Below are 14,142 nucleotides of genomic sequence, written 5' to 3' on the forward strand. Positions count from 1 at the left end.
AGCGCCGGGGGCGATATGACTTCGCCCATGACCAGCTATCCGCATCTGCGCCTGCGCCGCACCCGCGCCTTGCCATGGAGCCGTGCGCTCCACCGCGAAGTCGAAATCACCCCTGCCGACATGATCTGGCCGCTGTTCGTGACCGAAGGGCACGATTGCGAAGTGCCGGTGGCTGCGTTGCCCGGCGTATCGCGCTGGTCGGTCGATCGCATTGTCGATCAGGCCAGGCTGGCGGTCGCGGCGGGCATTCCTGCGCTGGCGCTGTTTCCCAATACGCAGCCAGAGCGGCGCACGCATGATGGCGGCGAAGCGCTCAATCCCGATAACCTGATGTGCCGCGCGATCCGCGCGATCAAGGACGCCTGTGGCAGCGATATCGGCGTGCTGACCGATGTCGCGCTCGATCCCTATACCAGCCACGGCCAGGACGGGTTGATCGACGATCACGGCTATGTGGTGAATGATGACACGGTCGAAGTGCTCGTTGGGCAGGCGCTGAACCAGGCCGCAGCGGGCGCGGATATCATTGCGCCATCCGACATGATGGACGGCCGCGTCGCTGCAATCCGCACCGCGCTCGAGGATTCGGGGCATATCCATGTCCAGATCATGTCCTACGCGGCGAAATACGCCTCTGCCTTCTACGGTCCGTTTCGCGATGCGGTGGGCAGCCGGGGTTTGCTGAAAGGCGACAAGAAAACCTATCAGATGGACCCGGGCAATGCCGAGGAAGCGCTGCGCGAAGTGGAACTCGATCTGAACGAGGGCGCGGACAGCGTGATGGTCAAGCCCGGATTGCCCTATCTCGATATCATCTACCGCGTGAAGCAGGCGTTCGGCGTGCCCGTCTTTGCCTACCAGGTCAGTGGCGAATACGCCCTGATCGAGGCGGCAGTGGCCGCCGGCGCTGCGGATCGTGATGCGATGGTGCTCGAAACGCTGACCGCGTTCAAACGCGCCGGCTGCTCGGGCGTGCTGACCTACCACGCGCTCCACGCCGCGCGGTTGCTCGGCGCCTGACCATGCGCCCCGATGTCACGATCCTGTCGTTTGGCGGGCAAACCCCGCGCATTCACGAAACCGCATTCATCGCGCCGGGCTGCCGGATCATCGGCGATGTCGAAATCGGGCCCGATGCATCGGTCTGGTACAATTGTGTGATCCGGGGCGACGTCAACCGCGTGGTGATCGGCGCGCGCAGCAATATCCAGGACGGCACGGTCATCCACTGCGACAGCCCCGATCCGCGCCACCCGGAGGGCTTTCCCACGCTGATCGGGGACGACGTGCTGGTTGGGCACATGGTGATGCTGCATGGCTGCACCATCCACGATCGCGGGTTTGTCGGGCTGTCGAGCACGGTCATGAACGCGTGCGTGATCGAAAGCGACGGCATGCTGGCGGCAGGCGCGCTGCTGACCCCGGGCAAGCGGATTGCGTCGCGGCAATTGTGGGGCGGGCGCCCGGCCGCGTATATGCGCGATCTGACCGATGCGGCGCTGGCCGAGATGCAATTGGGCGTGGCGCATTATGTGGCGAATGCGCGGGCGCACAAGGCGGCACTGGGTTAGGCGTCGTCCCCGGTAAACGCGACCGGTGCCGACAGCCGGAGAGCAAAGGGCAGCATGACACCCGCCCACGCTGCGGCGATCCAGAGGCTTGCGAACGGGAGCCGCGAGTCCAGAAATGCACCGGTAACCGCCCCGGCCAACAGGCCGCACCATAGCCGCGCGTTGCTGCTCCAGCCCAGTGAAGGCCGGCCTGTCAGCCGCTGCGCCAATCCCTGACCCAATTTGACCAGCGCCCCGGTCATGTATGTCAGCCCGATCGCGACTTCGCGTAAGCGCTGTCCGGCCCCCACCTTGCGTGGGTGATGCCCAGCGTGGAGTTTGCGCGGCCTGATTTGGGCCGAGGGCGTTACTCCTATGATAATCCCGTGTGATGATCCTGTGAGCAAGGGCCCGCAGCGGTTCGAGATATTCACGGGCAAAGGCAAGCGGCGGGAATGGCCGCCGGAGCTCAAGGCCTCGATTGTCGCGGAATGCTATACTGGCGGCGAGCGTGTCGGCGCTGTCGCGCGGCGACATGGGCTTGATCCTTCGCAGGTCTATGCCTGGCGGAAGGATTTGCGCAAAGAACTTGAGGGTCAGGGATTGGCGCCTCCCCTGACAGAGCCGGTCAGCACGATGTTCGTGCCAGCAGTGGTCGAGCCGTCCACGCGACCGGAACCGGTAGCTGCGCGCCGAACACGGCGCAGGCGGCGTACCACAGCTGCTGCTGTCGAACTGGAGATCGATGGCGTGGCGGTGAAGATTGCGCGCGGCGCCGATGCCGGCGTGATTGCCGCGGTAATCGAAGCGCTCAAGGCCCCGCGATGATCGGGCCCGGTTCCGGCGCGCGCGTGATGGTCGCAACGCGTCCGGTAGATTTCCGCAAAGGGCCTGACGCGTTGGCTGCGCTGGTCGGTGCCGAGTATGGCGGCGATCCCTTTTCCGGAGTGATCTACGTGTTCCGGGCCAAGCGCGCAGACCGGATCAAGCTGGTCTGGTGGGACGGCACCGGCCTGTGTCTGATGGCCAAGAAACTTGAGCAGGGCGGCTTCAAGTGGCCGGGCATTCAGGATGGTGTGATGCGGCTGACGGCAGCGCAATTGGGCGCGCTTCTGGAAGGGCTGGACTGGCGCCGGGTGCATGGCGGACGCAAGCCCATCGCCCCGCAAATTGCCGGTTGACGGGGCTTTCTCCTGCTGATTCAATGCGTCCATGCTCATGGAAGCGGACCTTCCCGAAGACGTTGAAGCGCTGCGTGCGTTCGCACTCGAGCAGTCCCGCAAGCTCGCCGAAGTGACGGCGGCCAAGGGCGAGGCGGACGCCGAGATCGAGCGGCTGCAGTCGATTGTCGATGCCTTCATGCGCCACCGGTTCGGTGCGCGTTCCGAACAACTTGACCCTGATCAGTTGCAGCTTGGCCTTGAAGATGTTGAGACCGCGCTGGGTCAGGCTCGTGCGGCACGCGACGCGGCAATCGGCCAGTCCAGGTCTGACCGACCACGCAAGGTCAACCGTGGCTCGCTGCCTGCGCATCTCGAGCGGATCGAGCAGGTTGTCGATATCGAGGACAAGACTTGCCCTTGCTGCGGCGGGGCGCTCCATCAGATCGGTGAGGACGTTGCCGAACGCCTTGATGTGGTGCCGATCACCTTCCGGGTGCTGGTCACGCGCCGGCCTCGCTACGGCTGCCGCGCATGTGAGGGTGCAGTCGTGCAAGCTCCGGCACCGGCGCGGATCGTCGAGGGCGGCATTCCGACCGAAGCACTGATCGCACAGGTCCTGGTCGCAAAATACGCCGATCACCTGCCATTGTACCGGCAAGCCCAGATCTACGCGCGGCAAGGTATCCAGCTTGATCGCTCAACGTTGGCGGATTGGGTTGGCAGAGCAGCATGGTATCTGCGCCCTTTGCGCGACCACATCCTGGAACGATTGCGACGATCCGAGCGATTGTTCGCCGACGAAACAACAGCGCCGGTGCTCGATCCCGGGCATGGCCGGACCAAGACGGGGCAACTGTGGGCCTATGCGCGCGACGATCGCCCATGGGGCGGCGATACCCTGCCAATGGTCGCTTATGTCTATGCCGCCGACCGCAAGGGGGAACGGGCGGAAGCGCATCTCGGCAATTTTGCGGGTATCCTGCAGGTCGATGGCTATGGCGGCTACACCGCGCTGGCCAAGCGCCGACAGCAGATCGTTCTCGCGTTCTGCTGGGCGCACGTCAGGCGCAAGTTTTACGAGCTGGCGGACAATTCCCCGGTCGCCGTCGAAGTGCTGCAGCGGATCGCAGCGCTCTACAAGATCGAGGACGAGGTGCGTGGTGCCTCTGCTGAACAGCGCCAGCAAATCCGACATCAGCGCAGCCGCGTCATTGTCGACGACCTGCGGACATTTCTCGAGACCAAAAACCGCCAAGTCAGCGCAAAGGCCAAGCTCGGCGAAGCCATCCGCTATGCGCTGACGCGCTGGGATGGCTTGTCACGGTTCCTCGATGACGGTCGCGTCGATCTCGACAGCAACACCGTCGAACGCAGCATCAGGCCGCTCGCCCTGAATCGCAAAAACGCCCTGTTTGCTGGTTCGGACGAAGGCGGCGACAACTGGGCGGTGATCGCCACGCTCATCGAAAACTGCAAGCTCAGCGGCATCAATCCGAATACATGGCTGACGCAGACGCTCGAAAAACTGGCCAACGGTCATCCGGCGAACAGCGTCGGCGAACTCATGCCGTGGATCGCCGTGGCCTGAGAACATCGCTTACGACTTCGCCGTCGCGCTGAAACGTATTGTTGATTGCTCCCATCGCAAGCACCAGCGCGCCCAGCGTCACCACTTCCATTCCCAGTTGCCGGGCCGCAGCCCCCGTCAGCAGCAGGATCGCGACCAGCAACGCGATCGCTGGCTTGCGCCGGCGCCCGGCCGCGGTGGCGAGCAGCGAACCGGCGGTCACCCCCACGACAAAGCCCGCGATCAGCAACGCCGGGACCAGCGCTTCATGCGGGGCAGTGCCCAGCGCGACACCGAGGCGGGTCGTATTTCCCGACATGAACGCGACAAAATAGCCACCGGATGACAGAAATCCGATCGTATCGACGCAGCCGGACAGCGCGGCGAGGGCAACGGCATAACGCTGTCGATTGCGGTCATAGGCGATCATCGATCGGTTGTAACAGACCTGCCCAAATGTCCGTTATCAATCCGCGATCAACGCGACCAAAGAGGCCAGCAGATCGGCCTCATGCGCCGGCTTGTCATGCCGGATGCGGTTGATGCGCGGGAAACGCATGGCGACGCCCGATTTGTGACGCTTGCTGGCGTGGACCGAATCGAAGGCGACTTCGAACACCAGCGATTTGTCGGTTTCGCGTACCGGGCCGTATTTGGCGACGGTATGGTGGCGGACGTGGCGGTCGAGGTCTTTGAGTTCGGCATCGGTAAAGCCGAAATAGGCCTTGCCCACGGGCACCAGTTCGCCGCCGTGGTCGGGATCGCCGGTCCAGCAGCCAAACGTGAAATCGGAATACAGGCCCGAACGCTTGCCGGAGCCGGCTTGCGCGTACATCAAAACGCAATCGATCAGTAGCGGATCGCGTTTCCACTTGTACCACAGCCCGACACGCCGGCCGGCGACGTAAGGCGACTGGCGGTGCTTGAACATGATCCCTTCGATCGCGGCGTCGCGTGCGCTCGCGCGCAATTCCGCCAACGCATCCCAATCTGCCACATCGATGAGCGGCGACACATCGAAGTATATTCGATCGAGCCGACCGACGAATGCATCGAGCAGGACACGACGCTCGTGCCAAGGCAGCGGGCGCAGATCCGCACCATCGGCCAGCAACAGATCGTAGACCCTGAGAAATGCCGGTGCCTCGGCCAGCATTTTTGCACTGACGGTCTTGCGCCCCAGCCGTTGTTGCAAGGCGTTGAAGCTTGCCGCGCCGACGCCGGTGCTGAACCCTTGCGCCTCGCCACGCACCATCAATTCGCCATCGAGCACGGCCGGAACGTTCAGCGCACCGATCATTTCGGGAAAAGCGGCGGAAATATCGTCGCCGCCGCGCGAATAGAGCCGCGTCTGGCCCGCGACATGGACCAGTTGCACGCGGATGCCGTCCCATTTCCATTCGGCGACGAATTCGCTCAGATCGAGCGTCCCGTATTCCAGCGGGCTGGAAAGCATGAACGGGCGGAACAGCGGGACAAGGTCGGATGAGGGCGCGACCGCGCCATCGGCGGCCCATGCGAACAGTGCGGTGTAGGGCGGTGCCTGGCCATGCCAGTATTCCTCGACCAGCTCGACCTCGACGCCAAACGCTTCGGCAAAGGCGACTTTGGCCAGGCGCGCCGAGACGCCGATGCGCAGGGCACCAGTCGCGAATTTGAGCAGCGCATAGCGCCCGCTTTCATCCAGGCGATCGAGCAGGTCCGCCAGGATGGTGGGCGCATCGGCGCGGGTGGCATGAGTCAGGCGTTCGACGACTTCGGTCAGCGAGGGTTGGGGGCCGGGGTCGCCAGGCGGTTCGGGCCACAACAGACACGCGGTTTCGGCAGTGTCACCGACGAAATCGCGCGACAGGGCCCATAATACCGGATCGACCCGCCCGGCCAGCAGCGCGCGGATCGTGCCACCTTTGATCGCGGGAAAATCGACCCCCCCGGTCAGCGCGGCCAAAGCCCAGCCGCGATCGGGGTCGGGCATTTCGCGCAAGGTGCGCACGATCGCGGCGATCTTGCCCAGCCGGGACCGCGTCAGCAGCAGCGTATCGAGCAGGGTCGCAAACCGCCGCATCAGTCGTCTTCGTCTTCATAGCCGACGAGCGCCAGCGCACGGGCGCGGCGCTGGGTCAGTTCGCACCAGCGCAGCAAAGCGTCTTCGCGGCCGTGGGTGATCCAGGTTTCGGCCGGGTTTACCTGGGTGATCGTCTCGGTCAGTTCGTCCCAGTCGGCATGGTCGGAAATGACCAGCGGAAGCTCGATCCCGCGCTGCTTGACGCGCTGGCGCACGCGCATCCAGCCGCTGGCCATCGCCGGGATCGGATCGGGCATCCGCGTGGACCAGCGATCCCCCAAGGCCGAGGGCGGGCAGATCACGATCTGGCCAGCCAGCGCCGCTTTGGGCGTGCCGGCGACGGTGCGCAATTCTCCGAGCGCGACACCGTGCGCTTCGTACAGCCGGCACATTTTTTCCATTGCGCCGTGCAGGTAGATCGGCGCGTCGTATCCGGCGATGCGCAGTTCGCTGATCACACGCTGCGCCTTGCCCAGCGCATAGGCGCCCACGAGAATGGCGCGATCGGGATTGGCTTCGCGCGCGGCCAGCAGGCGCGCCATTTCATCCGCAATCGGCGGGTGGCGGAATACGGGCAGGCCGAATGTCGCCTCGGTGATCAACAGGTCGCACGGGGTTACGACGAACGGTTCGCACGTCGGATCGGCGCGGCGCTTGTAATCGCCGGTGACGATCACGCGTTCGCCGGCGTGTTCCAGCAGGACTTGCGCCGACCCCAGCACGTGGCCTGCGGGTATCAGCGTGGCGTGGACGCCGCCGGCCAGGGTTGCGCGCTCGCCATAGGGCATGGGCCATGCTTCGCCGATTTGGCCATAGCGTTCGCGCATGATCGCGATTGTTGCCGGGCTTGCCATCGTCACGCCATGGCCGGCGCGGGCGTGGTCGGCGTGGCCATGGGTGACCAAAGCAGAGCCGACTGCATGTGACGGATCGATCCACACATCGGCGGGGCGGATGTACAGCCCGCCGGGTTCGGGGCGGATCCAGGCGAAATCAGATGGCATCGTATGTGTGTAATGCGCGACATGGGGGCGGGGTGCCAAATCCTCCCCGAAACGGGGAGGGGGACCGCGCGAAGCGTGGTGGAGGGGCGGTGCCCCAAGGGAATCGTACGATCGGGCGCGCCTGCCCGGGTGGCCGGGAGTGCCTCATCGCGGACTTGACGCCAAGAGGCACCGCCCCTCCACCACCCTGCGGGCGGTCCCCCTCCCCGTTACCGGGGAGGATTTTGTTATACTTCGTCGATATTTGGCTCCGGCGTCGTGCCGGCCTTGGGCTTGCGCATCTTGCGCTTGACCAGTTTTGGCGCCGCCGGAGTCAGTTCGAACGATAGCGCGGTTACTTTCTGCGCGTCTTCCTTCAGGCTGACATGCACTTCGCCGCCAAACGCCAGCTTGCCGAACAGCAATTCCTCGGCGAGCGGTTTCTTGACCTTTTCCTGGATGACGCGCGCCATCGGGCGGGCACCATACAGCTTGTCATAGCCCTGTTTGGCCAGCCATGCGCGGGCATCGCTGTCGAACTGGATATGCACGTTCTGGTCGGCGAGTTGCAGTTCGAGCTGCAGGATGAACTTGTCGACCACGCGGCTGACAACTTCGGGCGGCAGATAGGCGAACGGCACGATCGCATCGAGGCGGTTGCGGAATTCGGGGGTAAACATGCGTTGCACCGCATCGTTGCCGGCGTCTTCCTTCGACACGTCGCCAAAGCCGATACCCTGTTTGGCCATGTCCGATGCGCCCGCATTGGTGGTCATGATCAGCACCACATTGCGGAAATCGACGGTCTTGCCGTGGTGATCGGTCAGGCGGCCGTTGTCCATCACCTGCAACAGGATGTTGAACAGGTCCGAATGCGCCTTTTCGATTTCATCGAGCAGCAGCACGCAATGCGGTTGCTGGTCGATCGCATCGGTCAGCAGGCCGCCTTGGTCGAACCCGACATAGCCCGGGGGTGCACCGATCAGGCGGCTGATCGAATGGCGTTCCATGTATTCGGACATGTCGAAGCGTTGCAGCGGAATGCCCATGATCTGCGCCAGGCTGCGCGCGACTTCGGTCTTGCCGACGCCGGTCGGCCCTGAAAACAGGAACGAGCCGATCGGCTTTTCCGGATCGCGCAGGCCCGCACGGCTCAGCTTCATCGCGCTGGACAGCACTTCGATCGCCTTGTCCTGGCCGAACACCAGGCGCTTCAGGTCACGGTCGAGATGTTCGAGCACGCGCTTGTCGTCGGTGCTGACCGATTTGGCCGGGATGCGCGCCATCGTGGCGATCACGAGCTCAATCTCGCGCGCGGTGATGGTTTTCTTGCGCTTCGATGGCGCCACCAGCATCTGCATCGCGCCGACTTCGTCGATCACGTCGATCGCCTTGTCGGGCAATTTGCGGTCGTTGATATACCGCGCCGACAGCTCGACCGCGCTCTTGATGGCCTCGGGCGTGTACTTGACCTTGTGGTGTTCCTCGAACGCGCTGCGCAGACCCTTGAGGATCTTGATCGTGTCCTCGATGCTGGGCTCGTTGACGTCGATCTTCTGGAACCGGCGCAGCAACGCACGGTCCTTTTCGAAGTGGTTGCGGAATTCCTTGTAGGTGGTCGAACCGATGCAGCGGATCGTGCCGCCCGACAGCGCGGGCTTGAGCAGATTAGACGCATCCATCGCGCCACCGCTCGTCGCGCCGGCACCGATCACGGTGTGGATTTCGTCGATGAACAGGATCGCGTCGGGCATCTTCTCGAGCTCGTTGACGACCTGTTTCAGGCGTTCCTCGAAATCGCCACGATAGCGCGTTCCAGCCAGCAGGCTGCCCATGTCGAGCGAATAGATCACCGCTTTCAACAGCACTTCGGGCACTTCGCCCTCGACGATCTTGCGCGCCAGGCCTTCCGCGATCGCGGTCTTGCCCACGCCTGGATCGCCCACATACAGCGGGTTGTTCTTCGACCGGCGGCACAGGATCTGGATCGTGCGATCGACCTCTGGCCCGCGCCCGATCAGCGGATCGACTTTGCCGAGCAGCGCCTTGTCGTTCAGATTGACGCAGAACTGGTCGAGTGCCGAATCCTTCTTGTTCGATTTGGTGTCGGTCTTCTCTTCCTGCTTGGGCACATCGTCCTCGGCGCCCTTGGGCGCACGGCTGTCGACCTGGCGGCCGCCCTTGCCGATGCCATGGCTGATGTAGCTGACGGCATCGAGCCGGCTCATATCCTGCTGCTGCAGGAAATAAACCGCATACGAATCGCGTTCGGAAAACAGCGCGACCAGCACATTGGCGCCGGTGACAGTGTCCTTGCCCGACGACTGGACATGCAGGATCGCGCGCTGGATCACGCGCTGGAACCCGGCGGTCGGCTGCGGATCGGCCTTTTCCTGCGTTTTCAGCGACTGGTATTCCTGGTCGAGATACTGGCGCACGACATCGCCAAGATCGCCAAGATCGACACCGCATGCCTGCATGACTTGCGCAGCATCGGTATCATCGATCAGCGCGAGCAGCAGATGTTCGAGAGTGGCGTATTCGTGGCTGCGTTCCGACGCATTGGCGAGCGCAGCATGAAGCGTCTTTTCAAGGCTTTGAGCAAAACTGGGCATCTGCGCTCTTCCGTCAGGCAGCCCGGCTGAAGATAGCCGGGTGCAGGGTGGGGACATCGTTCCACGGCAAGTCTATGCTTCGATTCTTAACCGGGCATAAACCACGTGTAGGAGGGTTTGGCAGGAGTGACAGAAACCCTGCACCACGGTTGAACGTGAGATACGGGCGGTTGCGTTGGATGGATCTGGAACCAGCAATATAGGTGTGCCGCCCGGGGTTTGAAGGGGCGACAGTCATCATGACGATTTCGGCCTGTTGAACAGCGAGTCGGCGGCAAGGCGATGCGTTCTGGCCTTGTCGCGGTGCGCCGCAGTCCGCGCGATTTCCGTTTCGAGCAGAGCGATTCGATCGCCCAGTTCATCAACCGAAAGATGGTCGAGCGATTCCATCGCCAGTTTGCTGGCCAGATCGCCGGTCGGGCGCGGAAGGTCGATACCGTCCATCGCCATGCACAATGAAGCGCCTTCGTTCTTGCTGTCAACCGGTCGTGTGAGTAGGGGGGCCTAATAGGATTTCTGCGTGGGGGCACCGCGCCCGTAACAACAGGTTCGGCCAGGCACATGGGTATCGCAAGCACGACGATTCCGGGCACGATGATCGCGATTGGTATTGCAGGGCCGGGCGGACCCGAAATGCTGCGCGGTGAAGCGCTGCCGGTGCCGGTTCCCGGGGCCGGCCAGGTCCTGATCGGTGTCGCGCATGCCGGGGTCAACCGGCCCGATGTGGCGCAGCGGCGCGGCGTCTATCCTCCGCCGCCGGGCGCATCACCGATCCCGGGACTTGAAGTCGCCGGACATGTCGTCGCATTGGGCGACGGTGTCACACAGCTTTCCATCGGCACGCCGGTGGCCGCGCTGGTCAATGGCGGCGGCTATGCACCGTTTTGCCTGGCGCAGGCAGACACCTGCCTGGTCGTGCCGCCGGCGCTGTCGCTGGCAGAGGCAGCGGCGTTGCCCGAAACGCTGTTTACGGTGTGGCACAATGTGTTCGGGCGCGGGTATGCGCGCGACGGCGAGACGCTGCTGGTTCATGGCGGCACCAGCGGTATCGGCACGATGACGGTCGCGCTGGCGCGGTTGTTCGGCCTGACCACGATCGTGACGTGTGGCAGCGCCGAAAAATGCGCGCGCGCGGTCGAATTGGGCGCGACTCATGCGATCGATTACAACGCGACCGATTTCGTCGCCGAAGTCGCGCGAATCACCGACAACCGCGGCGTCGATCTGGTGCTCGACATGGTCGCGGGCGATTATGTGCCGCGCAATCTGAAATGCCTCGCTCCCGATGGCCGCCATGTCACGATCGCGGTGCAGGGCGGCGTGCGGGCCGAGATCAACATGGCCGAGGTGATGATGCGCCGGCTGACGCTGACCGGATCGACGCTGCGCGCGCGCAGCGACGCGTTCAAGGCGGCGCTGGCCAGTGAAATCCGCGAAACCGTATGGCCGCTGGTGGCTGCGGGCGAATTGCGCCCGGTGATGGATGTCAGCTTTCCGCTGGCAGAGGCTGCGGCCGCACATGCCCGGATGGAACAGGGCAGCCATGTCGGCAAAATCGTGCTGAATGTTGCGTAACCGCGCGACAGCGCAACCCATACGATCCGATTGCAGCTTGCCGTTTGATTGTGGCTGGCCTACATCATGACAGTCTAGGCCGTCCCGCAGGGGCGGCCCTTATTGTTTTCACAGCTTTATTATAAAGAGGTTTTCGTGAGCCAGCAGGCTACGTATCCGTTGATGCCACATGCGACTGCGTCGTGGCTGGTCGACATCACCGCCCTGACCTTCGAACAGATCGCAGAATTCTGCGGTCTGCATATCCTGGAAGTGCAGGCGATGGCCGACGATCTGGCAGGCGCCAAATACACCGGGCGCGATCCGGTGCATTCGGGCGAACTGACCCAGCTCGAGATCGAGCGCGGCCAGGCGAACCCCGAATACCGGCTGAAAATGCAGAAGGCGCCGTTGTCCATCGGCCGCACCAAGGGCCCGCGCTATACCCCGGTGTCGAAGCGCCAGGACAAGCCCGACGGCATCGCCTGGATCCTGCGCAACCATCCGGAAATTTCGGACGCGCAAGTCGGCAAGCTGATCGGCACCACGCGCAACACCATCGCCGCGATCCGCGATCGCAGCCATTGGAACATCAGCAATATCAACCCGAAGGACCCGGTCACTCTGGGCCTGTGTTCGCAGCGCGAGCTCGATGCGCTGGTCGCCAAGGTCGCCAAGAAAATGGGCGTTCCCGAAGACGACCAGGGCGATGTCCGTCTGGGGTCCGATCGCGATGCGCTGATCGAGGAACTGCGCGCCGAACGCGAAGCGCTGAGCAAGGTGTCGGTGTCGGCCGGGGCGAGCCCCGAGGCCGAAGCGGCCGCCTGGCTTGCGGCGCGCCGCACGGAAGGCCGCTCGGACAGCTGATTTTCTGGTTTCAGGTTACGAAAAAGGGGCGATCCGCCGGCCGGATCGCCCCTTTTTTTCATTGCGCCATCACGAAAATTTGGTGTGGTTTACCCGATCAGCGCCAGACCCGGGCTGGCCGCGCCGTCGCGGCGCGCAAAATGTCCGTCGACATGCGCGCCCTGTTCGATCGTCAGCGCGTCATAGCGCACATCCCCGCGCACCATGGCGCTTTTCAGGATCACCACGTGCGCGGCCTCGATCGGGCCTTGCGTCGTGCCCGACAGGCGCACGCTGTCGGCGGTGATCGATCCGGTGATCGTGCTGCCTTCGCCCTGGACGAGCGCCTTGCACACGACATCACCCTCGATCGTGCCATCGACATGCAGGTCGGCATCGGCGTGCAGGCTGCCGCGCAGCACGATATCGGCGCCAAGCACCGAGAAGCTGGGGTCTGTCCCGCGATTAGCCATGGCTGACGGGCCGCCCGGTTGATTGGGTTTCCTGGAAAACATGGGGCAGCGGAGCCTCCAGAAACGGGCGCGGATTGACCGGCCGGTCGTTGACGCGAACTTCGAAATGCAGGTGCGGTCCGGTCGAGCGGCCGGTGCTGCCGATCGCGCCGATCGGCGTGCCGGCGACAACGGTCTGGCCCAGGTGCGCGATAATCCGCGACATATGGGCATAGCGGGTGACCAGGCCGTGGCCGTGGCTGATCTCCACGCAATTGCCATAGCCCTGGCGCACGCCGGTAAAGCTGACTTCGCCGGTGGCGGCGGCGTAGATCGGCGCGCCGACCGGGCCTTTGAAATCGAGCCCCGGATGGAACGCCGCGCCGCCGACAATCGGGTCGGTGCGCACGCCAAAGCCCGACGAGATATATTCAAAGCTGGCGGGCATGGCGTTGGGGATATGTGCCAGCCCCGCATTTATGGCGCTCATCTGGCCCAGACTGGCGGCGAGGCGTTCGAAGCGGGGGTCGATGCCGTTCCAGCCGAGCCGGATCAGCGGCCCCCCTTGCGCATGCGCGTCGCCGGCGATCACGCTGTCGGGGTTCAGCCCGACTTTGCGGATCGCGCCGCTGGCGGCGTTGGCGCGGTCGTCGGCAAACCGGGTCAGGCGTTCGGCAAAGGCGATCTGGCGCGCCTCGATCCGCGCGAGGCCGGCGGCCTGCGGCATGGCCTGCGAAATCTTGCGCACGGTCCGGGCGGTTTCACCCGTGCTGTCGCTGACGGTGCCTTTGGGCAGCGTTGCCGGAATCGGCCCGATCACGCTCTGCACCGCCTTTTCGAGAAAATCCTGCCGGCGTTTCAGATCGGTCGCGACCGCATCGAGATTGGCGTGATAGCGCGTGACCCGGCTTTCGGCATTGGCGACTGCCGCTTCACGCTGGAGCAGCGCATGGCGGTCGGACCCGTCAAACACCTGGCCGATCAAAGCCCAGGCGAGGACGCCGACCCAGCTCAGCACCATCACGGCCAGGGCAGCCGCGATCCGCGTCTGAAACCGGGTGGAGATGCGCACGAAGCGGACATGGCCTTCGCTGCGCATGAAAAATTCGCGTTCGGGAAACCAGCGTGTCGCATGGGCCCGCATCCATCCGCGCATGGCGATGAGACCTGCAATCCAGTTCATTGGCCAACCGGCAGGCGCGGCACCCGGGCGGGGCCGTGGAGGAATTGTACTTTGACCTGGCAAACTGGCGACCTTTTGTGGCTTCACGATACCGGCGTGAATGCCACCCCGCCGTGCGCAGGGCGTTCGACTCCAGCCGTGTGTCGCCTAGTATGCAAAGGGTT

Annotated in this window: 15 protein-coding genes; 7 read left to right on the forward strand and 8 right to left on the reverse strand. The window is 64.0% G+C overall.

Annotated elements, in window-relative coordinates; translation table 11 throughout:
- The first annotated feature begins 27 nt into the window (after nt 1-27).
- Both hemB and ACOOE2_RS01150 read left to right on the forward strand, forming a co-directional pair.
- Nucleotides 28-1,020, forward strand: coding sequence for a porphobilinogen synthase (gene hemB / locus ACOOE2_RS01145; protein ID WP_420381194.1), 993 nt, complete (start codon nt 28-30; stop codon nt 1,018-1,020).
- 2 nt (nt 1,021-1,022) lie between these two features.
- A complete protein-coding gene (locus tag ACOOE2_RS01150; protein ID WP_420381195.1) occupies nt 1,023-1,571 on the forward strand; it encodes a gamma carbonic anhydrase family protein in 549 nt (182 codons plus the stop codon).
- Here the strand turns inward: ACOOE2_RS01150 and ACOOE2_RS01155 are convergent.
- Nucleotides 1,568-1,984 carry a DUF1275 family protein gene (locus ACOOE2_RS01155; RefSeq protein ID WP_420381196.1) on the reverse strand — a complete coding sequence of 139 codons (417 nt, stop codon included), beginning with the start codon at nt 1,982-1,984 and terminating at the stop codon, nt 1,568-1,570. The two genes, ACOOE2_RS01150 and ACOOE2_RS01155, sit on opposite strands and share 4 nt — an antisense overlap.
- On the opposite strand from ACOOE2_RS01155, the gene tnpA reads away from it, so the two are divergent.
- Genes tnpA through tnpC form a run of 3 tightly spaced genes read left to right on the forward strand, consistent with a single transcriptional unit; the run spans nt 1,950 to nt 4,301 of the window.
- On the forward strand, nt 1,950-2,378 hold the full coding sequence (gene tnpA / locus ACOOE2_RS01160; RefSeq protein WP_420381197.1) for an IS66-like element accessory protein TnpA: 429 nt from the start codon (nt 1,950-1,952) through the stop codon (nt 2,376-2,378). The genes ACOOE2_RS01155 and tnpA overlap by 35 nt on opposite strands.
- Nucleotides 2,375-2,731 carry an IS66 family insertion sequence element accessory protein TnpB gene (tnpB, locus tag ACOOE2_RS01165; protein ID WP_420381198.1) on the forward strand — a complete coding sequence of 119 codons (357 nt, stop codon included), beginning with the start codon at nt 2,375-2,377 and terminating at the stop codon, nt 2,729-2,731. The genes tnpA and tnpB overlap by 4 nt, the downstream gene beginning before the upstream one ends.
- A 31-nt stretch (nt 2,732-2,762) precedes the next feature.
- Nucleotides 2,763-4,301 (forward strand): IS66 family transposase, encoded by a 1,539-nt coding sequence (gene tnpC, locus ACOOE2_RS01170; RefSeq protein ID WP_420381199.1) that lies wholly within the window; start codon nt 2,763-2,765, stop codon nt 4,299-4,301.
- Here tnpC and ACOOE2_RS01175 read toward each other — a convergent pair.
- The 5 genes from ACOOE2_RS01175 to ACOOE2_RS01195 form a co-directional block, all read right to left on the reverse strand.
- Complete coding sequence (locus tag ACOOE2_RS01175) at nt 4,276-4,710, reverse strand: DUF1275 family protein (protein WP_420381200.1); 435 nt, start codon at nt 4,708-4,710, stop codon at nt 4,276-4,278. The two genes, tnpC and ACOOE2_RS01175, sit on opposite strands and share 26 nt — an antisense overlap.
- A 36-nt stretch (nt 4,711-4,746) precedes the next feature.
- A complete protein-coding gene (locus ACOOE2_RS01180) occupies nt 4,747-6,345 on the reverse strand; it encodes a cisplatin damage response ATP-dependent DNA ligase (RefSeq protein WP_420381201.1) in 1,599 nt (532 codons plus the stop codon).
- Nucleotides 6,345-7,349 (reverse strand): ligase-associated DNA damage response exonuclease, encoded by a 1,005-nt coding sequence (locus ACOOE2_RS01185; RefSeq protein ID WP_420381202.1) that lies wholly within the window; start codon nt 7,347-7,349, stop codon nt 6,345-6,347. The genes ACOOE2_RS01180 and ACOOE2_RS01185 overlap by 1 nt, the downstream gene beginning before the upstream one ends.
- Nucleotides 7,350-7,576: 227 nt before the next feature.
- Complete coding sequence (gene clpA, locus ACOOE2_RS01190) at nt 7,577-9,943, reverse strand: ATP-dependent Clp protease ATP-binding subunit ClpA (protein ID WP_420381203.1); 2,367 nt, start codon at nt 9,941-9,943, stop codon at nt 7,577-7,579.
- A gap of 237 nt (nt 9,944-10,180) precedes the next feature.
- Nucleotides 10,181-10,393, reverse strand: a complete 213-nt coding sequence (locus ACOOE2_RS01195) for a DUF1192 domain-containing protein (RefSeq protein ID WP_420381204.1) — start codon at nt 10,391-10,393, stop codon at nt 10,181-10,183.
- Nucleotides 10,394-10,504: 111 nt separating this feature from the next.
- On the opposite strand from ACOOE2_RS01195, the gene ACOOE2_RS01200 reads away from it, so the two are divergent.
- Complete coding sequence (locus tag ACOOE2_RS01200; protein WP_420381205.1) at nt 10,505-11,518, forward strand: NAD(P)H-quinone oxidoreductase; 1,014 nt, start codon at nt 10,505-10,507, stop codon at nt 11,516-11,518.
- A 162-nt stretch (nt 11,519-11,680) separates the two neighbouring features.
- The gene (locus ACOOE2_RS01205) at nt 11,681-12,364 is read left to right on the forward strand and encodes a DUF1013 domain-containing protein (RefSeq protein ID WP_420384535.1); all 684 of its coding nucleotides are present in this window, start codon (nt 11,681-11,683) and stop codon (nt 12,362-12,364) included.
- Nucleotides 12,365-12,453: 89 nt separating this feature from the next.
- Here ACOOE2_RS01205 and ACOOE2_RS01210 read toward each other — a convergent pair whose 3' ends face one another.
- A complete protein-coding gene (locus tag ACOOE2_RS01210; protein ID WP_420381206.1) occupies nt 12,454-12,816 on the reverse strand; it encodes a bactofilin family protein in 363 nt (120 codons plus the stop codon).
- Nucleotides 12,809-13,951, reverse strand: coding sequence for a peptidoglycan DD-metalloendopeptidase family protein (locus tag ACOOE2_RS01215; protein ID WP_420381207.1), 1,143 nt, complete (start codon nt 13,949-13,951; stop codon nt 12,809-12,811). The genes ACOOE2_RS01210 and ACOOE2_RS01215 overlap by 8 nt, the downstream gene beginning before the upstream one ends.
- Nucleotides 13,952-14,142: the final 191 nt, after the last annotated feature.

It is taken from the genome of Novosphingobium sp., assembly GCF_965214355.1.
GTDB lineage: Bacteria > Pseudomonadota > Alphaproteobacteria > Sphingomonadales > Sphingomonadaceae > Novosphingobium.

Bases quoted from the DNA above. Each gene is read 5' to 3' on its own strand.
- ACOOE2_RS01175 (WP_420381200.1), bottom strand. From the start codon at position 4,710: ATGATCGCCTATGACCGCAATCGACAGCGTTATGCCGTTGCCCTCGCC.
- clpA (WP_420381203.1), bottom strand. From the start codon at position 9,943: ATGCCCAGTTTTGCTCAAAGCCTTGAAAAGACGCTTCATGCTGCGCTC.
- tnpB (WP_420381198.1), top strand. From the start codon at position 2,375: ATGATCGGGCCCGGTTCCGGCGCGCGCGTGATGGTCGCAACGCGTCCG.
- ACOOE2_RS01215 (WP_420381207.1), bottom strand. From the start codon at position 13,951: ATGCGCGGATGGATGCGGGCCCATGCGACACGCTGGTTTCCCGAACGC.
- hemB (WP_420381194.1), top strand. From the start codon at position 28: ATGACCAGCTATCCGCATCTGCGCCTGCGCCGCACCCGCGCCTTGCCA.
- ACOOE2_RS01200 (WP_420381205.1), top strand. From the start codon at position 10,505: ATGGGTATCGCAAGCACGACGATTCCGGGCACGATGATCGCGATTGGT.
- ACOOE2_RS01195 (WP_420381204.1), bottom strand. From the start codon at position 10,393: ATGGCGATGGACGGTATCGACCTTCCGCGCCCGACCGGCGATCTGGCC.
- ACOOE2_RS01210 (WP_420381206.1), bottom strand. From the start codon at position 12,816: ATGGCTAATCGCGGGACAGACCCCAGCTTCTCGGTGCTTGGCGCCGAT.
- ACOOE2_RS01205 (WP_420384535.1), top strand. From the start codon at position 11,681: ATGCCACATGCGACTGCGTCGTGGCTGGTCGACATCACCGCCCTGACC.
- ACOOE2_RS01150 (WP_420381195.1), top strand. From the start codon at position 1,023: ATGCGCCCCGATGTCACGATCCTGTCGTTTGGCGGGCAAACCCCGCGC.
- ACOOE2_RS01185 (WP_420381202.1), bottom strand. From the start codon at position 7,349: ATGCCATCTGATTTCGCCTGGATCCGCCCCGAACCCGGCGGGCTGTAC.
- ACOOE2_RS01180 (WP_420381201.1), bottom strand. From the start codon at position 6,345: ATGCGGCGGTTTGCGACCCTGCTCGATACGCTGCTGCTGACGCGGTCC.
- tnpC (WP_420381199.1), top strand. From the start codon at position 2,763: ATGCTCATGGAAGCGGACCTTCCCGAAGACGTTGAAGCGCTGCGTGCG.